The sequence below is a fragment of the Kordiimonas sp. UBA4487 genome, from assembly GCF_002389025.1.
GTDB classification, from domain to species: domain Bacteria; phylum Pseudomonadota; class Alphaproteobacteria; order Sphingomonadales; family Kordiimonadaceae; genus Kordiimonas; species Kordiimonas lacus.
Genome location: NZ_DGNR01000011.1, coordinates 227,603 through 248,314 on the forward strand (window position 1 = coordinate 227,603; position 20,712 = coordinate 248,314).

Annotated in this window: 13 protein-coding genes; 5 read left to right on the plus strand and 8 right to left on the minus strand. The window is 57.0% G+C overall.

Features of this window, described 5'->3' with window-relative positions:
- Window positions 1-45: 45 nt before the first annotated feature.
- The 4 genes from B3Z17_RS06570 to B3Z17_RS06585 form a co-directional block, all read right to left on the minus strand.
- Window positions 46-1,377, minus strand: coding sequence for a substrate-binding periplasmic protein (locus tag B3Z17_RS06570; RefSeq protein ID WP_286829069.1), 1,332 nt, complete (start codon window positions 1,375-1,377; stop codon window positions 46-48).
- A gap of 147 nt (window positions 1,378-1,524) precedes the next feature.
- Complete coding sequence (locus tag B3Z17_RS06575; protein WP_286829070.1) at window positions 1,525-2,730, minus strand: DUF547 domain-containing protein; 1,206 nt, start codon at window positions 2,728-2,730, stop codon at window positions 1,525-1,527.
- Window positions 2,731-2,918: 188 nt separating this feature from the next.
- Window positions 2,919-4,547 (minus strand): L-aspartate oxidase, encoded by a 1,629-nt coding sequence (nadB, locus tag B3Z17_RS06580; RefSeq protein ID WP_286829071.1) that lies wholly within the window; start codon window positions 4,545-4,547, stop codon window positions 2,919-2,921.
- Window positions 4,544-5,491, minus strand: coding sequence for an ABC transporter ATP-binding protein (locus B3Z17_RS06585; RefSeq protein WP_286829072.1), 948 nt, complete (start codon window positions 5,489-5,491; stop codon window positions 4,544-4,546). The genes nadB and B3Z17_RS06585 overlap by 4 nt, the downstream gene beginning before the upstream one ends.
- Window positions 5,492-5,665: 174 nt before the next feature.
- Between B3Z17_RS06585 and B3Z17_RS06590 the strand changes: the two genes are divergently transcribed.
- The 5 genes from B3Z17_RS06590 (at window position 5,666) to B3Z17_RS06610 (ending at window position 12,191) form a co-directional block, all read left to right on the plus strand.
- Window positions 5,666-5,863, plus strand: a complete 198-nt coding sequence (locus B3Z17_RS06590) for a zinc-finger domain-containing protein (protein WP_286829073.1) — start codon at window positions 5,666-5,668, stop codon at window positions 5,861-5,863.
- A 54-nt stretch (window positions 5,864-5,917) separates the two neighbouring features.
- On the plus strand, window positions 5,918-8,704 hold the full coding sequence (polA, locus tag B3Z17_RS06595) for a DNA polymerase I (protein WP_286829074.1): 2,787 nt from the start codon (window positions 5,918-5,920) through the stop codon (window positions 8,702-8,704).
- Window positions 8,705-8,777: 73 nt separating this feature from the next.
- The gene (locus tag B3Z17_RS06600) at window positions 8,778-9,530 is read left to right on the plus strand and encodes an alpha/beta hydrolase (protein WP_286829075.1); all 753 of its coding nucleotides are present in this window, start codon (window positions 8,778-8,780) and stop codon (window positions 9,528-9,530) included.
- 128 nt (window positions 9,531-9,658) lie between these two features.
- Entirely contained in the window at window positions 9,659-10,843 is a 1,185-nt protein-coding gene (locus tag B3Z17_RS06605; protein WP_286829076.1) for a Bcr/CflA family multidrug efflux MFS transporter, read from the plus strand.
- 76 nt (window positions 10,844-10,919) lie between these two features.
- The gene (locus tag B3Z17_RS06610) at window positions 10,920-12,191 is read left to right on the plus strand and encodes an APC family permease (protein WP_286829077.1); all 1,272 of its coding nucleotides are present in this window, start codon (window positions 10,920-10,922) and stop codon (window positions 12,189-12,191) included.
- 58 nt (window positions 12,192-12,249) lie between these two features.
- Here B3Z17_RS06610 and B3Z17_RS06615 read toward each other — a convergent pair whose 3' ends face one another.
- The 4 genes from B3Z17_RS06615 to B3Z17_RS06630 all read right to left on the minus strand — a co-directional run bounded on the left by B3Z17_RS06615 (window position 12,250) and on the right by B3Z17_RS06630 (window position 20,238).
- Entirely contained in the window at window positions 12,250-13,698 is a 1,449-nt protein-coding gene (locus B3Z17_RS06615) for an inorganic phosphate transporter (RefSeq protein ID WP_286829078.1), read from the minus strand.
- 173 nt (window positions 13,699-13,871) lie between these two features.
- Window positions 13,872-16,409 (minus strand): TonB-dependent receptor, encoded by a 2,538-nt coding sequence (locus tag B3Z17_RS06620; RefSeq protein ID WP_286829079.1) that lies wholly within the window; start codon window positions 16,407-16,409, stop codon window positions 13,872-13,874.
- A gap of 564 nt (window positions 16,410-16,973) precedes the next feature.
- Entirely contained in the window at window positions 16,974-19,574 is a 2,601-nt protein-coding gene (locus B3Z17_RS06625; RefSeq protein WP_286829080.1) for a TonB-dependent receptor plug domain-containing protein, read from the minus strand.
- A 244-nt stretch (window positions 19,575-19,818) separates the two neighbouring features.
- Entirely contained in the window at window positions 19,819-20,238 is a 420-nt protein-coding gene (locus B3Z17_RS06630; RefSeq protein ID WP_139167398.1) for a hypothetical protein, read from the minus strand.
- Window positions 20,239-20,712 lie beyond the last annotated feature (474 nt).

The window sequence follows — 20,712 nt, forward strand, 5'->3', positions numbered from 1 at the left end:
TTAACAGCATAAAGGTCCTGCACCATGTGCAGGACCTTTTTCGTTTCAGCGCGGCAAGCCGTCCAGCATCAGTGTAATGGTCCCCGTCTCTCGAAGCCGAGCAATCGCAGCGTTTATTATTGGTATTAATTCCTGCCTCGACCGATGAACTCGCACCCGAAGCGGTGCAATTTCAGACACAGGCCCCAAAACCAGCGGCCGGTGCTTTGTCTCCATCTGCATACGAAAATCATGGATGTTGATCATGGCCACTTGTGCCCTGCCCGAGGCGACCAAATTCAGAACGTCACCGATGTTACGCCCTGGAATGATTGACCGATAAGCAAGTGGTGGGTCAAACCCCCGCACCACAGCAACATTGAAGTTGGCCAAATCTGTCGCTTGTGAAATATTCAACGGTGTCTTTTCATGGAAGACATACCGTTCAACGGATTCATATAATACGTCGGAAAATAACTGGACCTGTATCTCATCCGGATTATTCCGCCAATCTGGCACCACACAACAATCCAGCACAACGCCACCTTCCACGAACATCCGCCGCTTCCGCGCGCCCGGCATTTCCACAATACGGTGCGGTATGCCACTTTCTGCCAGAACCAGACGCCAGACACTCCTGAGCGCCAGCGTATCCGCATCACCCACCAAGGCAAACGGCACACCTTTGTTTCCGAGCCTGATGGCGGCCCCGATTGCAATATTGATATCGCCTCGCGCCTTCATTCGGGCAATCGCATCATTCAGCCGATCAAGAAGGTCTGGGCGAGACTTGTGCACCCGCGCGCGCATGGCCAGTGTATGAAGTTCAGGACCCAGCACCAATGGGAGGGACTGGCCTTTCTGGCGAAACATGAGCTCCTGCTTGTTTGCAATCGCCATATCTGCATACCCGTCAGCCACCATCTGGAAGGCTTCATCGATGCTGCCCGCCAGCACGGTTGATCCGAAAAATTCGCCGTGGACATAGTCATGTCCCCGAACCACCGATACCCGATAGGCGCCTAGGTCCTCTGGCGCCCGGTAGACAATGGGTAGGTCGGGGCGATGCACGATATGCAAGGCAGAATAAAAAAAATGTGAGGTATATAGCTGAACTGCGCGCTCTTCAGGGCGGTTCCGCCATTCCGGTATTGTACAACAATCAAGTTCAAGCGCGCCTTCAATAAAGAGCCGCCGTTTCTCATCATCTGTCGTGATGACAAACTCCGGTTGAATGTCGGCTTCCTTGAGGATGGCCTGCCATGCATCGTTAAAAACACTGGCGCTACTATGGCCGGCACGAACTCTGTCCTGCGCCAGACTGTTCTCCGTCAGCACTGCGAATGCAAACAGAAAACAAAAGATGCATAACCGGAATGTCACGCCCAGATATGGCACGGTATCCTCCTACCTGCCAACTGTAGCGATCTCCGGTTAAGAGAGCCTTACCCTGCCAGCACAGATGTCAATGGCCCCGCCCGATCATTTGGGTGGGGCCATTTTCATGTCTTCCTGACCAAAGCCGCGGCGGGCCCTTCAGAACTGTTATTCTGGTGGAGACTCGTCATATTCCTCAATGCTCACTTCCCCTTCCTTGTTGGTGCGCCTGCGCTCTTCAATCGTCTTCAGATACTCAACAACGTGAATTGGGAACCTGCCACCATACTGGCTTTGCCCTTGCAGGTAAGGCGTGACGCCAGCCGAAAACACGGCACCGTCATTGGCAACATAGGAGGTAGGGCCAAAGTGGCCCTCAGCCGACGTGCCGTCATCGCCTGCGGACTTAATGGCCCCCAACAGCGCTGCCGGATTGGTGCTGACCGATGTGCCACGCCCTTTATAGCCATTGTGTATGTCGGCGATGGCATAGTTGGTGATGCTCGGCGCAAACCGCGACGCAGACTTGATCCGATCCTGATAAACACCATCAGCGTAGCGCCGCAGATGTCGCCGTAAGTCAGCGTCCCAGTTGGGGAAAAGATCGCGATTGACCTCATACAGATGCGACACTTTCATCAACCGGTCCCTGCGATGCATCCCCCGGTTCGAATTCACGAATTCTTCTGCGTTTTGCGCAAGCTGCGCCATAACCCGCCCGCCTTCATAAGCCTCAGACCGAATGTTGGGGCCGCCAGCAAAGCCTTGGAACAATCCATACATAACCAGCGGATTCTCATATTTCGGCACAAGGATTTTGTGGTGAATATCGTTGAGCGACAAAGGCATACCTGCCACCGTCAGAAGCTTGCGATCCCAGAGCGACTGGTCGCCGACATAGTGGCGCTTCAGGCGTGTTTCCGGATAGATGGTGGTGATCTGTTCAAGCACGGTGACATTATAGAGGTTGAGCCAGTACGCCAGCTGCTCGTCGCGGGACAGGAGCTTGAGCGGCAAGGAATCAGGGACAGCCTCAAGGCTTTTCCTGACTGCGGTCAGCACGGCCAGATTCCGGTCTTGCTCCAAAACCGTGAACATGATCCGGTTGCCTTCAAGCGAATAGTGGCTGTTCGATGCCCGGATGATACGCGAGGCTGCCGCCGGACGTGCCCGCGGCGCCCGTGACCGGTCAGAGCGCCCGGTCTCCAGAACCACCGCCTTCAGGATGGCGCTGAGATCGTCATAGCGGATGCTCAGGGTCGATGTCGGATCATCCCCCTGAAACGGGGCTGGCACCCCGGCCTCATCAGCCGTCGCCGCAGCGCCAGCTGCTATGACGATGAGTGCCCCCACGCCGGTCATAATACGCTTCAATATAGTGATAGGTCCCTCCCCTATGTTGCCCAAGAAGAAGAGGTAAGTGTGCCTGCCTCCGGCAATATGCCTCAATCCCTCTCCTCTAAGCTTTAGGACAGGGGAAAAGGACGGTTTCCTCACAGACAATCCGTGGAGTAAGGAGAACCGCCCAAATGTAAGGCATGATCAGGCCAGCTTGACGCCGGTCAGGCTACCCGGTCAGAAACCGCGTGGCCGAACGGGATCAGTGTGGTGTCACGAGGTTCATCTGCGAGCTTTGGATAGTCCGACGTAAAATGCAGGCCGCGCGATTCCTTGCGCATCTGGGCCGACCGCACGATCAGGTCTGCCACCGTCACCAGGTTCCGGAGTTCCAGAAGGTCTGCCGTCACCCGGAAGTTGCCGTAATATTCCTGGATTTCCGCGGCCAGCAGGTCCACCCGGCGCTTGGCGCGCGCCAGGCGTTTGTCGGTGCGCACAATGCCCACATAGTCCCACATGAAGCGCCTGAGCTCTTTCCAGTTGTGGGTCACGACTACCATTTCGTCACTGTCTGATACCTGGCTTTCGTCCCAGTCGCGCGCCATGGCGGCAGACGGCAGGTCGTCGATCTTATCGAGAATGTCATCAGCTGCCGCGTTGCCCAGAACCAGGCATTCCAGCAAGCTGTTGGACGCCATGCGGTTGGCGCCGTGCAGTCCGGTGTGGGAGCATTCGCCCGCTGCATACAGGCGGTCGAGGCCAGTGCGCGCATGCATGTCCACATGAATGCCGCCACAGGTATAATGCGCCGCCGGCACCACCGGAATCCAGTCCTTCGTGATGTCGATCCCCAGCGTCAAACAATGCCGGTAGATGGTCGGGAAGTGGGAGATAACGAAGTCTGCGTCTTTGTGGGTGATGTCCAGCCACACGCACTCCTCACCCGTCCGCTTCATCTCGCTGTCGATCGCGCGGGCGACAATGTCCCTGGGCGCCAGCTCTTCCCGCTTGTCATAGCCAGGCATGAAGCGCGTGCCGTCCTTGAGCCTCAGCACAGCCCCCTCGCCGCGCATGGCTTCCGTGATCAGGAAGGTCTTGGCATCGGGGTGATACAGACACGTCGGGTGGAACTGGTTGAACTCCATGTTGGTCACCCGGCAGCCCGCGCGCCACGCCATGGCGATGCCGTCACCGGTCGATGCATCCGGGTTGGAGCTATAGAGATACACCCGGCTGGCACCACCCGAGGCAATGATGGTCGCCCGCGCGGAGAAGGTTTCAACCCTGCCTTTTTCCAGGTTCAGCACATAAACGCCGTGGGCTTGGTCATTATAGTCGCCCGGGTTCTTCAGATGCCGGTTGGTGATGATGTCGATTGCGATGTGGTGCTCGTAAACATCGATATTGGGCTCATCCAGCACCCGCTGGTTCAGGGTTTTCTGGACTGCCTGGCCCGTGGCGTCAGCGGCGTGAATGATCCGCCGGTGGCTGTGCCCGCCCTCTCGCGTCAGATGATAGTCATAGCCGTCTTCGTGAACCGAGTTTGCCTTGTCAAACTCCACGCCCAGATTGATCAGGCCCTCAATGGCCTCCCGGCCGCGTTCCACCACGTATCGAACGGCTTCCTCATCACACAGGCCAGCGCCGGCAATGAGCGTATCGTCGATATGGCTCTGGATACTGTCGGTGGCTTCCAGCACCGCCGCAATACCGCCCTGAGCCCAGCGCGTGGAGCCGCCAGACATTTCGCCCTTTGAGAGGACAGCAACCCGCATATGCGGCGCCAGTTTGAGGGCAGCGGTAAGGCCCGCAGCGCCCGATCCGACAATCACAACGTCATAGATGCGTCTCATTCTGCCGCGTCCTTATGCTTGTCGCTGGTGAGCTGCAGGAAGATATCTTCAAGGTCGGTCTCATTAGTCGAGATATCTGTGATCGTCAGGCCCGCCTGCTGAACGGCAGCCAGCACCTGGCCCACATTGGCGTTCACCTGGCTGATCTGCACGGCCAGCTTATGGTCGCCCCGCACATCGCTGCTGAAAGGTTTCAGTTCGTCAGGCACTTCAGTCAGCTTCTCGGAAACCGAAATCACGATTTCCTTCTCATCAATACGCTTCAAAAGCTGCTCTGTCGGCTCGCAGGCCACCACATCCCCATGGTTGATGATGGCGATGGTGTCACAAAGCTCCTCGGCTTCCTCAAGATAGTGGGTGGTCAGCACGATGGTGGTGCCACGGGCATGCAGCTCGCGGACATATTCCCACAGCATCTGCCTCAGTTCGATATCCACACCCGCTGTCGGCTCATCCAGCACCAGGATCGGCGGGTTATGCACCATGGCCTTGGCGATCAGAAGCCGCCGTTTCATGCCGCCCGACAGCGTGCGGGAATAGGCGTCTGCCTTATCGAACAGATGCACGGCCTTGAGAAGTTCTTCCGTGCGGCGCTCATCCGGCTTGACGCCATACATACCAGCCTGCACCTCAAGCATTTCACGCGGGGTGAAGAAGGCATCGAACGTCAGTTCCTGCGGCACGATACCGATATTGGCGCGCGCATTCCTGGGGTTGTCGTCAATATCGAACCCCCAGATTTTGGCGCTGCCCTCGGTCTTGTTCACAAGGCCCGCGAGAATATTGATGGTGGTGGACTTGCCGGCCCCGTTGGGGCCCAGAAGACCGAACATCGACCCCTGCGGGATATCAAGGTCAATCCCCTTCAGCGCCAGCTTACCGCCGCCCTTCTTGCCGCCGTAAACCTTCTTCAGTCCCCTGATTTCAATTGCGTTTTTTGTCACACTTACAATCCTGTTTATTCTCGCTGCTACGAATGGCGCCCGACGATATTATCGTCTTTTCGGACATTGTACCACGCTGCCGCTTGTTCGCACGGCCCACCCCCGCTATATAGGGCTAAATCCCAATCTGTTTTGGGATAAATTCAATCAGACCCAAGCCAAAAGAGACACACCATGACGGTAGACGCACCTGAAACAAAACTGGTCTCCACCAAGAAAGTTGCCTGCGACGGTGACGAAGGCGCCCTCGGCCACCCACGTGTATATCTGACGATGGATGACGAAGGCAAAGTAGAATGCCCATATTGTGATCGACTTTATATCCTGCAAGGTGGCCCATCTGAAAAGAAATTGGCAGACAAATCTAAGTGATTTGACCGCCTTTTTCTAACCTGACCACCAAATAATTTTATACCGGAAAGCCTTATGCCCGAAGACACTGATCACCAGAAACATCTCTATCTGATCGACGGTTCGGGCTATATCTTCCGCGCCTATCATGCGATGGCCTACTCAAAGCGCCCGCTGACGCGTGGGGACGGCACGCCCGTGGGTGCCGTGTATGGCTTCTCCAACATGATCATGAAGCTGTTGCGCGATCTGTCTGACGCCGAGCGCCCGAGCCACCTGGCGGTGATCTTCGACGCGTCGGGCAAAACCTTCCGGAATGACATTTACCCGGAATACAAGGCGCACCGCCCGCCAGCACCCGAAGACCTGATCCCACAGTTCCCGATCATCCGGGAAGCTACCGAAGCCTTCGGCCTGCCCTCGATCGAGATGCTCGGGTATGAGGCCGATGACCTGATCGCCACCTATACCAAACAGGCGCGCGAAAAGGGCTGGAAGGTCACCATCGTCAGCTCCGACAAGGACCTGATGCAGCTTCTGGACGCCGAGACCGATATGTTCGACACCATGAAGAACAAGCGGACGCGCGCCGAAGATGTGCCGGAGAAATTTGGCGTCGGGCCAGACAGGGTTGTTGACGTTCAGGCGCTTGCGGGCGACAGCGCCGATAATGTGCCCGGCGTGCCCGGGATTGGCGTCAAGACAGCCGCGCAGCTGATTGACGAATATGGCGACCTGGACACGCTTCTATCTCGCGCAGGCGAGATCAAGCAGAACAAGCGCCGCGAAAATCTGATCGAATTCGCCGAGCAGGCTCGCGTCAGCCGCCAACTGGTGACGCTGGAGCGCGATGTGCCCATTGAGGCCCAGCTGGACAGCTTCGAGGTCAAGGACCCGGACCCAGCCACCCTGGTGCAATTCCTGGACGCGCAGGATTTCCGCTCCCTTAAGGCCAAGGTGATCAGCGCCTGGGACGGCGATATCCCTGAGGACGTGGTGACCGAAACCGTAACCGTTGAAAAGGCTACCTACGAGTGCGTCACCGAGATGGACGCGCTGAAGGCCTGGATCAAAAAGGCCTATGAGGTTGGCCATGTGGCGGTGGACACGGAAACCACCGGCCTCAACCCGGCGAAAGCTGACCTGGTGGGCATTAGCCTGTCGGTTGAACCGGGCAAGGCCTGCTACATCCCGGTGGGCCACGGCGCCAACAGCGACGACCTGCTGTCGGAAATGCCGAAGCAGATTGCAAAAGCGGATGTAATTGGGGCCCTTAAGCCGCTCATGGAGGATCTCGCTGTCCTCAAGATCGGCCAGAACCTCAAGTATGATATGTCGATCCTCGCGCGGGAGGGCATCAACCTCTACCCCATCGACGACACGATGCTGATGTCCTATGCGCTCGATGCCGGCAAGCATGGCCACGGCATGGACGAGCTGGCGGGCATCCATCTGGACATGACGCCAATCTCCTTCAAGGAAGTGGCGGGCACCGGCAAGAACCAGATCACCTTCGACAAGGTACCGCTGGATAAAGCCACCGACTATGCCGCCGAGGACGCCGACATCACGCTCCGCCTGTGGCATGTGCTGAAGCCGCGCCTGGCCAAAGAGAAAGTCACCACCGTTTATGAAACGCTCGAGCGCCCGATGGCGGCTGTGCTGTCGGCCATGGAACGCGAAGGGATCAAGGTTGACGGCAGCGTGCTCAACAAGCTGTCGAACGAATTCGCCGTTGGCATCGAACGGCTGGACCGCGAAATCCAGGACCTGGCCGGCAGGCCCTTCAACGTCAATTCGCCCAAGCAGCTTGGCGAAGTACTGTTTGACGACATGGGCCTTGAAGGCGGCAAGAAATCATCCAAGACCGGCGCCTGGCAGACCAACGTGGATGTGCTGGAAAAGCTCGCCGCCGAAGGCCACGAAATGCCCGCCAAGGTCATGGAATACCGGCAGTTCTCGAAACTGAAGAGCACCTATACAGACTCGCTGCAGAATGAAGTGAACCCGCGCACGGGCCGGGTGCACACCAGCTATCATCTGGCGGCCACCACCACAGGAAGGCTGTCGTCTAACGACCCGAACTTGCAGAATATCCCGATCCGCACCGAAGAGGGCCGGAAAATCCGCCGGGCCTTCGTGCCTGAGAACGGCAATATCCTGATCGCGGCCGACTATAGCCAGATCGAACTTCGCGTGCTGGCCCACATGGCGGATATCGACGCGCTCAAGCAGGCGTTCGAGGACGGCACGGACATCCACGCCATGACGGCAAGCGAAGTGTTCGGTGTGCCGATTGAAGGCATGGACCCGATGGTCCGCCGGCAAGCCAAAGCCATCAATTTCGGCATCATCTACGGCATCTCCGCCTTCGGGCTGGCGCGCCAGCTGGGCATCTCTCGGGGTGACGCGCAGGGCTATATCGACGCCTATTTCGAACGCTTTCCGGGCATCCGCCGCTATATGGACACCACCATCGATTTCGCCCGCGAGCACGGCTATGTGGAAACCCTGTTCGGGCGCAAATGCCACATCACGGCGCTGACAGACAAAAACCCGATGAAACGCGGCTTCGGCGAACGCGCGGCGATCAACGCGCCGATCCAGGGCACGGCTGCAGACATCCTGCGCCGGGCGATGGTGCGCATGCCAGCGGCCCTTGAAGACAATGGCCTGACGGACGTGAAGATGCTGTTGCAGGTGCACGATGAACTGGTGTTCGAAGCGCCAGAAGGCCGGGACGAGAAAGCGATTCCCGTGATCGAAGAAGTGATGGCAAACGCCTGCCAGCCGGTGCTGGACCTTTCGGTCCCGCTGGTGGTCGACAGCGGCATCGGCAAGAACTGGCAGGAAGCCCACTAGACATGTTATAATATATCGTGTATTTTCTCCCTCAGTAGTGTGTTTTAAACATTAACACTATGAGGGGGCTTATATGCGTTTCCTGCTTTTCTTGATTTGTCTGGTTTGCGGTAGCACCGCTGCCATGGCCGGCCAACTGTCCGCCAATATCCGTATCACCAGCAAACACATGGGGTATGACCTGCAATATTGGGTTTACTACCCGAGCGGCATCAAAATCACCGACCAGCTGCCAACTCTTTATCTGACAGACGGCCAGCTGTATCTGGAATATGGCAAACTGCACGGCCTGATTGACGATGAGATAAAGGCGGGCCGGATCAAACCCATCATTGCTGTTTTCATCGACCCGCGTGACCCGGACAACCATGAGGAAAACAAGCGCTGGATGCAGTTTGTCTGCAATCAAGACTATGTGGATTTTTTCAGAGACGAATTGATCCCGGATGTGGAGCGCCAATTCCCGGTCAGCACCCAGCGCGAAGATCGGGTATTGGCCGGCCTGTCTTTGGGCGGGCTGAATGCTGGGTGTTTCGGTGCGATAGCCCCGGAGCTGTTCGGCGGGGTTGCCATGCAGTCCCCCGCACTATTTCCCTTCGACTACGTCAAAAGCCTCTATCAGGCTTCACCGTACCACCCAACGAAGATTTTCTTCAGCGTCGGCCGGGAAAAGGACGGCTTGGGCGACGCCCTGAAAATGAGGAAGGTCTTGACCGACAAAGGCTATGATCTTGATTTCAGAGTAGTGCTGAGCGATCACAGTTGGAAAAACTGGGGCCCCCTGCAGGATGATATCCTGCATACCTTCTTCGCGCCCACCCAATAGACGTTGCGCTGATCGCGACATGGTGTTGCCGGATGCGGGCTTGAGGCTATATCAACAAGCATGCTAGGGCTGTGGCACCGCGCGCGGCGTCGCCTGCGTGCCCGTACCATTCAACTGACGGGTATCCGATGAAACTGAGCAGCAAAAACACCGTCGGCCTTGCGCTGATCCTGGGCAGCGTCACGGCGCTGACGCCGCTGGCGATCGACATGTATCTGCCGGCCTTCGGGCTGATCGCAGAGCATTTCGGCGCCGGACAATCGGATGCGGAATTGTCGCTCACGGTATTTTTCATCGGCCTGGCGCTGGGACAGCTGATGTATGGGCCGCTCGCGGATCGGTTCGGACGCAAGCCGCCCCTGGTGATCGGCCTCGCGCTTGCCAGCGCGGCGACCTTCACCTGTGCGCTGGTGCCCACGATCAGCGACTTTATCCTGCTCCGCTTCCTGCAGGCGCTGGGCATTTGCGCGGGCGCTGTGATTTCACGCGCGATTGTGCGCGACATGTTCGAACCGGTGGAGGTGGCTCGCTTCTTCTCGCTCCTGATGCTGGTGATGGGCGTGGCACCAATCCTGGCACCAATCCTGGGAGCGCAGGTGGCGCTGGCTTTCGGCTGGCAGGCCATCTTCTATTTCATCAGCGGTTTCGGCTTCCTGGCGCTGCTGGCGATCACCCTGTTGCTTGAGGAAACCCACCAACCCAACCCGGGTGTGCAGCTGCTGCGCGCGCTGTCCACCTACCGCGATATCCTGAGGAACCGCACCTTCACCGGCTATGCGCTGGCGGGCGGCGCCGCGCTGGCGGGCATGTTCGGCTATATCACCAGCGCCAAATTCGTGCTGGTGGACCATTTCGGTGTCTCGCCCGAACAATTCGGCTTCTTCTTTGGCGCCAACGCCGCTGGCTTCATTGTCATGAGCCAGGTCAACCGCTGGCTGGTGCAGCGCTATAGTTTCCACCAGATCCTGCGTGTGGCGCTGCCGGTGGTGCTCTTGTCGGCGCTGGGGCTTCTGACCGCCACCCTGACCGAGGCCCCCTTACCTGTTTTCATCATCCCGCTGTTCACCTTCATCGCCGTGCTGGGCGTGGTGGCCCCCAACACCATGGCCGGCGCGCTGGCAGACGAAGGCCACCGCGCGGGTGCCGCATCGGCACTGGCGGGCTCGCTGCAGTTTTCGCTGTCGTTTGTATCAAGCGGCATCATCGGCATCACAGAGGCCACCAGCCCCCTGTTGATGTGTCTGGTAATGACAGCCTGCGCGGCGCTCAGCCTTCTGTGCTTCTGGTCATCCCGCAAGCCTGTGACGACATAATCAAGGTGTGATAAGGGACACAGCACCAACTCACAAAACCCGGCAGTATGTTTCCTCGAACCAAAGCGAGGTACATATGACACAGTTGCAAAGACGCGTAGGGTTCTGGGGTGGCATCCTGATGGTTTTCTCCATGATTGTTGGGTCCGGCTTTCTTGGCGTGCCCGGCATCATGGTAGAGCAGGCCGGTCCCCTGGGCAGCCTGGCCGGATGGCTACTGATCATCCCACTCGCGGCCCCGATGGTGCATATCTTTGCCCGCCTTGGCACCCGCTTCCCAAGCGCAGATGGGGCTGTCGCTTACGCTGAATTTGCTTTTGGGCCGCGCGCCGCATCTGGCTTTTCCTTTGTTGTACTTGGCGCCTTCATGGCTGGCATGCCTGCTTTCTTTTTTATCGGCGGCGCCTACATGGCAGAGCTGTTGCAACTGAACCCCGATAGATATGCCTGGGTGTTTGCTGTACTGCTCGGCGTCTTTTCAACAGCCTTGAACACCAAGGGAACAGACAAGCTTGGGTGGTTGTCCGCTTTTGTCGTCCCACTGCTGTTGACTCTTATGGTTGTCGGCATGGCCTGGTACCTGCCACAAAATCTGGACGGTTTTGCCGCGCTCCACACCCTCGCCCAGACAGAATCGCTTTCCTGGCATTCAGTCTGGACCGCAGCAGTCATTGCCTTTTGGGCCTTCCAGGGCTGGGAAAGCATGTCGTTCGGCCTTGAGGAATTCAAGGACCCTGAAAAAACAATTCCCCGCATCTATTGGATCAGCTTCCTGCTGATCGCGGCCCTTTATGCGCTCTTCGCCCTTACCGTATCGCTTTTGGCGGCCAAGGGACTTCAGATTTCAGGGCCATCCGGGCTGGTCGCGATGCTGGCAGGCTATGGCCCTTTGCGCATAGTGGTTCTGATGCTGGTTGTGGGTGTTCTGGTCACCAACGCCAACGCCTGGGTCTTTGGCTGCAGCCGAATTTTCTTTGCCGCTGCGCGCAAAGGACTACTGCCCCCGGCAATGGCACGCTTAAACGGCGCCAATGTTCCAGCAAATACCTTATGGATACTCATGGCGGTCTATGGATTGACCATTGGCTTCATCGAGTTTTCTGACGTTGATATTCACCAGCTTTTCATGCTGACGACCCAAGGGTTCATCCTGCTTTATGGCGCAGCGATCGCGGCTTACTGGAAAGTGGAACAAGGCACTTCCAGGCTGCTTGTCTGTACGGCGGCCTGCGGGGCCATGATCATTCTGATCAGCGGGTTCAAATGGATGATGCTGGTACCGGCCGCGATTTTCATCGCCGGCTACCTGAAGCATGGGCGTCAGTTGAAAGGCCTGTTTGCGGCCTGACGCAATAAAAAAAGGCGGCCCCGAGAGACCGCCTTCCTATCTTTCCTGTTCGCCTTTCCTAGAAGGCGTTTGACATGGCGTAAAAGAGTGCGGCCGACAGAAGCCCTGACGCCGGCACAGTGATCACCCATGCGGCTGCGATGGTCAGAAGCTCACGCCGGCGCACAAGGCGGCGGTGGGCGATCTTGACCTCTTCTGAACGCGTCAGGCGCCGCTTCTTGCTCTCGCGGCTGTTCAGATATTCCCGAAGGAAGCCAACGCCGAACACCCCGCCCACGGCAATGTGGGTCGAGGATACAGGCAGGCCAAGCCAGCTGGCCGCAATCACGGTGATGGCAGCGGAAAGTGCCACACAGAAAGCGCGCATCTGGTTGAGCTTGGTGATCTTCTCACCGACCTTGCGGATCAGCTTGGGGCCATAAAGCAATAGCCCGATTGAGATACCGATAGCACCAATCGCCATCACCCAGATCGGCAAGGCAATCTTGCCAGAACCCATATCCACCGACTGCGCGGCGCTGACAATAGCCGCCAGCGGGCCAACGGCATTGGCCACATCGTTGGCACCGTGCGCAAACGACAGAAGCGCAGCGGAACAAATCAGCGGGATTGTGAACAATTTGGCAACCGACTTGCGGCGGTTTTCAAGGCCCGCAGCCGCCCGCTTCACCCAGGGCTTGGTAACAGCCCATACGACAGCGAAAGACCCAAAGCCGATCATCCACAGCATGGCGGTGTCAGGCTTCCACAGCTTCTTCAGGCCCTTCATCACCAGATACATGGAAAAGGCGCCGGCCATAATACCAACGAGAACCGGAACCCAGGTTTCGGCAGCTGCCAGCTTGTTTTCCTTGGCCAGAATCATCTTCTTGATAAACAACAGGAACAGTGCGGCAATCAGGCCGCCCAACAGGGGTGAGATCACCCAGCTTGCCGCGATGGCACCCATCTTGCCCCACGCCACGCTGGCAGCACCAGCCGCCGCGATACCGGCGCCCACAACACCACCGACAATGGAATGGGTGGTGGACACGGGCGCGCCAACCCAGGTTGCCAGGTTGAGCCACAGGGCCGCCGCCAGAAGCGCTGACATCATCGCCCAGATGAAGGTCATCTGATCTGCCATGGCAGAGGGGTCGATAATGCCCTTGCGGATGGTCGAGACCACGTCGCCGCCCGCGATCAGCGCGCCTGCCGCCTCAAACACCGCTGCGATGAGAAGCGCGCCAACCATGGTGAGCGCCTTGGAGCCCACAGCCGGGCCGATATTGTTGGCCACATCGTTGGCGCCGATGTTCATGGCCATATAGCCACCGATCACGGCAGCCGCGATCACGAAGATACCCGTGGACCCGTCGCTTTGGGTCATGGCCGTGTAGATCAGCACAAGCACCAGAAATACCAGCGCAACACCAAGATTGGCGATGCCCCGATTTTCTTTCTCCATGCCCGCGCGGAAGGCCTGTATTTTTTTCAGGTCTTTGTTGACCGGATGGTTCTCAACCATGGAAATCCCTTTTCCCGTTAGTCATGCGGGAAAGGACCGCCTGTGCCCCATGCCTTCCCCTTTGGGCGCTTATATCAGGCTGTCAAAAAAATGTAATGAAAATGTCGCACGTCGCTGCAGGCAAAAAAAAGGCGGCCCAGAGGCCGCCTTTTCCGCATTCATTTGGTTGGCTTTTAGAACTTGTAGCCGACCGAAACACCGTACATACGCGGTGGGTTGGCATAGCCGTTCACTGTGCCTGGCTGGATCACGCCCGGGAAGGCGCTCAGGTAGAACTCGTCGTTAAACAGGTTCCGGCCCCAGACAGAGAGGCTCAGGCCATTTTCCCACTCAAGGCCGGCACTGGCATTGAACAGGCTGACTTGGCGGAACACGCCATCGACGTTATCCACAACCTGCGTTTCGCTTTCATACTGCCAGTCACCACGAACATAACCGGTCATGCTGTCACCCAGTTCGAAGAAGTAGGTGGCGGCGAATGACAGGCTGGTTTCATGGATACCGGCAGGCTTTTCACCGGACAGGTCAACCACGGTACCGTTCGGGCCAGCAGCGCCCGGGAAGCTGTCAAAGACAGGATCGAGGAAGGTACCGGCAAAGCGGAATTCCAGATCTTCGATCGGTACCCATGTCGCATCAATCTCAAGGCCTTTGGTCGACTGCTTACCAGCGTTCGCCAGTACAAAGCCTGTGCCCTGGAAGATGTTAGACTGGAAGCCCTTGATGGTCTGGTCAAAGAGCGCGATGTTGATCGCCCCTTTCGAGTAACGGGCCTTGATGCCGATCTCGTAAACGGTTGAGTTTTCCGGGCCCGCATAGAGCGTACCGTACGTCTGGTTCACTTGTGTCAGGCCAGCCGCTTCAAGTGCCGCCTGATTGGCAGCAAACGGACGCGCGTCCCGCGACAGGTTCCAGCTGGTGGATTTGAAGCCGGTACCGGCACTGAGGTAAATATTGATATTGTCGCTTACCTCATACGCGGCACGTGCCTGCCAGGTTACTTTGTCGTCGTTGGTCTTGCCGTCCTGAACCGAGTTCGGATACGCCAGGAACTGCGGCTGGAACTGCAGGCCCTGCAGGCCCTGGATCGCGCTGGTTACGCCCGCGTTGATCGCGGCAGACGTACCCGGAGCCACGGATTCGATGAAGGCAATATTCTCAGGCGTTGGCGCCAGGCCGGTATTGTCCGCGAAGGCCTGACCAAACAGAGCCGTCGGGATAAAGCCGCCATTGACGGTGAACAGATCGATGCTTGAGAAGGCATCACCATTGACGGTACTACCCGTCACGGTTTTCTTATCCTTCGTATAGTTGATGCCACCGGTCAGCGTCAGCCGATCAGTCAGGTGAAAATCAAGCGATGCGAAGAGCGAGAAGGCCGTGTTGTCCTGGGTGAAGGTTTCCCGCGTCGTGGTGTCAGCCGCGAAGAAGGAACCGGACGGCATGCCAGAGAGAAGCTCAAGCGTTGCCAGCGTGCCCGGTGCACCGGTCAGGAAGTCGATATAGTTCCTTGTATCCGTACCATATTTCAGGCCCTGGATCTGGGTGATATCCTCTTTGAAGAAATAACCACCAACCATCCAGTCCAGCTTGTTCACGCCGGTCGAGGACAGGCGGATTTCCTGGGTGTAGGTATCGATGTCAGCGTCATTGTAGGCGCTGTCGAGAATGTGCGCGCCCGTATAGTCAGGCTCGGAGTCGTTGAAGCTGGAGTTGCTGCGGTACGACGAGATGGACGTCAGCGTGAAGCCTTCAAAGTCGACGTTCGCTTCCAGCGAGACACCACCGTCCTTGATCTTGTTCACCGGAACCTGGTTGATCGGCGACTCGTATGCGAACGGGTCGCTGTCATCCAGAACGGTGCCGCCCAGAAGCTGGATTAGACCGGCTGTTGGGCCGTTGATGATGTTGGTAACACCACAGCACAATTCATCAAGTTCGTTATAGTCGGCAATCATGCGGACGGAAACGGTCTCGGATGGCTCCCACAGGGCCTGGCCGCGAATGTTCCAGCGGTCACGGTTGTTGATGTCGTCAATGTTCGGGTCGCTGGTCTCGATATAGCCGTCGCGCTTGTTGACGCCGCCGGAGATGCTGACCGCGAACGTGTCAGTGAGGCCAGTGGTGTAGTAGGCCTTGATCTGACGGGCATCATAGTTGCCGTAAGACGCTTCAATACCGCCTTCAGGCTCAAAGGACGGGGCGGCTGTCACGATACTGATTACACCCGCGGATGCGTTCTTACCAAAGAGCGTACTTTGCGGACCGCGCAGAACCTCTACGCGCTGCAGACGCGGCAGGTCGCCGATCTGGGCAGCGGAACGAGACCTGTAGACACCGTCAATAAACACGCCAACGGATGGTTCGATACCGGCGTTGTTGGCACCGTTACCAAAACCCCGGATGGCGAAGTTGGTGTTGGAGGACGTCTGCAACGTCCAGACACGCAGTGAAGGCACAACAGACTGCATATCCGAGATATCCAGAATGTGAGACTTCTCAATCGTCGCGGCATCTGTAACCGATACAGCGATTGGCGTTTCCTGAAGCGTTTGAGGCCGCTTCTGTGCCGTTACCAAGATTTCTTCGAGAGTAAAGTCGGAGCTGCTGTCCTGCGCCTGGGCAGAGAGGCTGGCTCCTGTCACGACGGCGGCAGCGGCTGCTGACGTCATCAGAAATGCACGGGTTTTATGCCCTAAGTTCTTGCTCATTGGTTTCCTTCCCATTCCCTTCGACTTTTGCTGAGACACATGAAAACCCGGGGTTCCTGCAACAACTGTCTGGCAACAGCGCTGCGCCTATCTGGAACGGGACTTTCATGGCAAAAGCCAAGATCTCCACAATGCATTGTGACCAGGGGAAAAATAGTGAACAGCGGAGGTCCTGCGACCGACCCGCCTGTATGCTCCCAGCTTCCTCCCACAGCCAAACCATCCTGGCCAACCCAACCGACAGTGTCGGCGCCTTCCTGGGCCAGAAACGATTTCGGTGCAATTGTGCCTCTTGATTTACGTTAACGTCAAGCGGTTCAACACCAGCTCTCCAAGATTTCAAGTGATTGTGTATCGTCAAAACAACAATAAAAAACCCCGGAAACCTGCCGCTTTCTTGTCGAATCCCCTTAATTCCGTAACGTCAACTGAGACCTCTTAGCATCGAATACTCACCGCGTTCGGAAGGCTCCTTGGCGGCAACTTTTTTTGTCCCTCGTGAATACTCAGTCCTTAAACCAAAACCGGGGCGAATGATTTCGCCCCGGTCTCTGTGTTTTCATTTTAGAATGATGCGCTTAGCTTCGCATAAACCATCCGGCCGCGAGGGTCGTGGGTCCGCGATTCATAGCCACCGTTTGTCGAAACATAAGGTGGAGCCTTGTCGAAGGCGTTGATCACACCCAGCTGGATGCTGGAGCCATCGCCACCGTCAAACAAACCGCCGAGGTTGAAGGTATATTGTGCATCAACTGTGGTCATTGCCCCGACACGACTACCCGCATTCTGGTCGTCGTCCATGCCGCTGATATGACGGATATAGAAGCGGAAGTCATGGTCTTCATTGGTCCAGGACATGCCTGTGTTGAAGCGCCAGCTTGGCGTAGGGCTACCGAAGTTCGAGAAGTTCCGGTTGCCTGCACCGTCCACTGCACCGGCTTGTGGGTCTTCCAGGTCATACTTCAGGACGTGGGTTGCCTCGAAGAATGGCTGGAAAGTGCCATAGTCGGTGTCGAAGGTGTAGCGGGCGTTGACATCGAAGCCCTGCGTTTCCACGCTGGAGGCATTCAGGAAGTCAACAAACACCAGAAGGATGGTGCCCGACGTTCCGTTCTCGCCAGACCGGAAAACCCGGGATGGATCTGTTGGGAACGCATTCACAACAGCCTGCGAGTTTTCGACGATGATCACGTCTTCGAACTTGTAGTTCCAGTAGTCGATGTCGAACTCAAAGCCGCTATTGCCGGAATAGCTGGCACCAAAGTTCCAGGCCTTGCCGGTTTCAGGGCGGATGTCCCGGCCACCGTCAGGCGCCACAGACCGCACTGCCGCGAAGGCCGTACCGCCCATGACCGGATCAGACACCTGCTCAAGCGCCGTGGTACCACCGGCCACCTGCAGCACGCTTGGTGCCCGGAAACTGGTAGAATAACTGCCGCGCAGCGACAGGCTGTCCATCGGACGATAGAGAAGCGAGATCTTCGGATCTGTGGTGCTGCCGATATCGCCGCCATAGCTCTCATTACGAAGCGCCAGCGACAGATCGATCTGGTCGGTAATCGGGATCAGGGTTTCAGCGAAGAGGCCCACGGCGGAGCGATCTTCAGAGAAGTCCTGGTTACCGATCAGGAAGGCAAAACCGTCATTGTTCGAGACATCGTCATAATCACGACCCCAGAACTCACTCCGGTACTGCATGCCAACGGCAATGCCGATATCGCCTGCTGGCGTCGACCCGATAGAGCCGGACAGGACAGCATCAACCACTTTGGTATTTGACGAACCGTCAATCACCTGGGTGCCAATGATATAGTCAAGCACTTCAGGGCTGTTTGGCAGTGTCGAATAGCTGGTGGCGAACGGGTTATAGAACAGACAGCCGTTGGCACCCGGCACGCCGGCCCCAATGTCACAGTTGTTGCCACCAAAGCCCGCCAGCGCACGCTGGAAGTTCGCTGTCAGCGTGTCTTCTGTATTGAGGACATAACTGTTGTCCGCAATGGTGAAGCCAACGTCATAGCTCCAGGTGTCGTTGATGTCGCCTGTCAGCTCGATGTTGAAACGGTAGGTTTCCGATGTGGTCAGGTTCGGTGACACTTCCCCGCCGTTACCAATGGCACGGCCCAGGAAGGTTACGCCCTGCCCGAACGGGTTACCCGGGTGATAAGCCGGTACGCCGGCCTGGCTCAGTTGCAGGTACGGGAAGGTTGGCGAGTTGCCGCGCCGGGCTTCCGTATCTGCCCAGCCGCCTTCAACACGCAGCTGGTGGTTATCGCCCAGTTGCTGAGTAACAACAGCATACGCCTGCTTGCGCTCTTCTTCCGGTACCAGGTTGAAATAGTCACCAAAGTCGAAGCCACAGGTACCGATGCGGGCAACCCCGATGTCCACTGCGACATTTGCCTGGCCACCGACTTCCTCACAACCGGTCGGGTCGATCACAGGCACCACAGAGCCCACTGCCGCGATGATGGACGGCACATAATAGGCGCCCGGGTTACCCAGCACCGAGCTGTCGTCAGCTGTCTGGCTCAAACGACGTTCCTCGGTTGTCAGAGGCGTCCGGTCATAGTAGCTGAAGGCACCCATGACGTGGGTGGTGTCGTTGCCCCAGCCGAACTTGGCCTGATAGAGCGCATCAGACTGGCTGCCCTGATCGGTCAGTGTCTGATATTTAACAGACGCTTCCACGCCTTCGAAATCATCGTCTGTGATGAAGTTCACCACACCGGCAACGGCATCTGTACCGTAAATGGCGGCAGCGCCGTCTTTCACGATCTCAATCCGCCGAACAGCAATCTGCGGCACAAGAGAACTGGTATCAACAAAGGCAATACCGTCGTTCGTAACTGTACCTGCAACCACCTGACGGCGACCGTTCAGAAGCACCAGCGTGGAAGCCACACCAAGGCCGCGCAGGTTAAAGTTGGAAGTCCCCGTGGTGCCGTTCTGGGTGAAGGCGTCCGGGTTATTCTGAGCACCGTTGTTGATGGTCAGCGTCTGGACCAGGTCTGCCACGTTGCTGGCGCCGATCTGATTCAGGTTGTCTGCGCCGATCACTGCAAGCGGCGATGGGCTGGTGAACTGGGATTTCCCTTTAAGGTAAGTACCGGTAACTACAACTTCTTCAATGGTAAATTCTTCGTCGCTTCCATCCTGGGCCATAACTGAGCCCGAGGCTAGGAAAGCAAGACAACCGGCTGTTAGCGCGGTCGTTTTAAACAAGCGGTTCTGGCGCATGTTTCCCCTCCGTGATGTTTAATACAACTTCATTAGTCCTTCCCACTTATATGGGATAGGACGATTGCCAGAGGGGTCAAGTAATTCGCTTCATTAATTCATGGGATTTGGAGAGGTGTTACTTTTTCACCACAGCCCATAAATCAGGCATCCTGATGCCGGTATGGCGTCAGCTTGGTTCGATCAACGCCTGCTTGACATAGACAGACACGACACCAGACCCCAGGCGCTGGTCGGCATAGGGCGTCAGGTAGGCCTTGACAATATCGGGGTCGATCGGGCGGGAAACACTGAAGCGCTGACGCGCAAGCACTGTCAGCGCGCTGTTGAAATCGGCCCTGAGCTGCGGCAGGCGGGTGCGGACAAATTCATGCCCGCCCTTCTGTTCAATAACCAACACGAGATGCATGGTTACCTGGCCTCGAACGCGCCCACGCTCCAGAAGCGCCATATTGAAGGGCTTCATCTCGATCCTGGGCTTGCCGACGTCCTGAATCTCTTCGCCCTCTCCGTCCTGGGCGCGCACATCCTGCGCCCCAAATCCAGAAAGGAGAACCATCATGATCGAAAAAATAACCGAAAGGCGCATACTGCTTCTGTCCTTGCATGTCAGGGCGACGTCAGGGCCCATTCAACAGGCCTTGTCTCGTCGGGCTTGATCCTTCTAAGCCATAGTGTGTGAATAATGGCTGAATGACAATCACACTTCAGCGACTTTCTGTTGTTGCTATTTGCGACATAATTGCAAAACAAGACAATATATGTTGCTTTTTGCAATTATCTTTTCATGAAAAACAGAGCCTCATCAATGGAAAATTACATAAACCATTGAAAATAAAGAAAATAAAAAGTCGTCTAAAAAATGGCACGGAGCTTGTATTGTATAGAAGTACCTCTCGAGCAGGGGTGCGGGAATAGGTAAATTTATTTACTCGACCCCCAATCGTGCACCTGTTCCCGCCTACCCCGCCGAGAGAGGTACCTGCCAAAAGACCAGCCAGAGCCGCACCAATCGTGTGGCTTTTTTATTATCCAGCCGCTCCATGTGAACCCTTGAAAACTC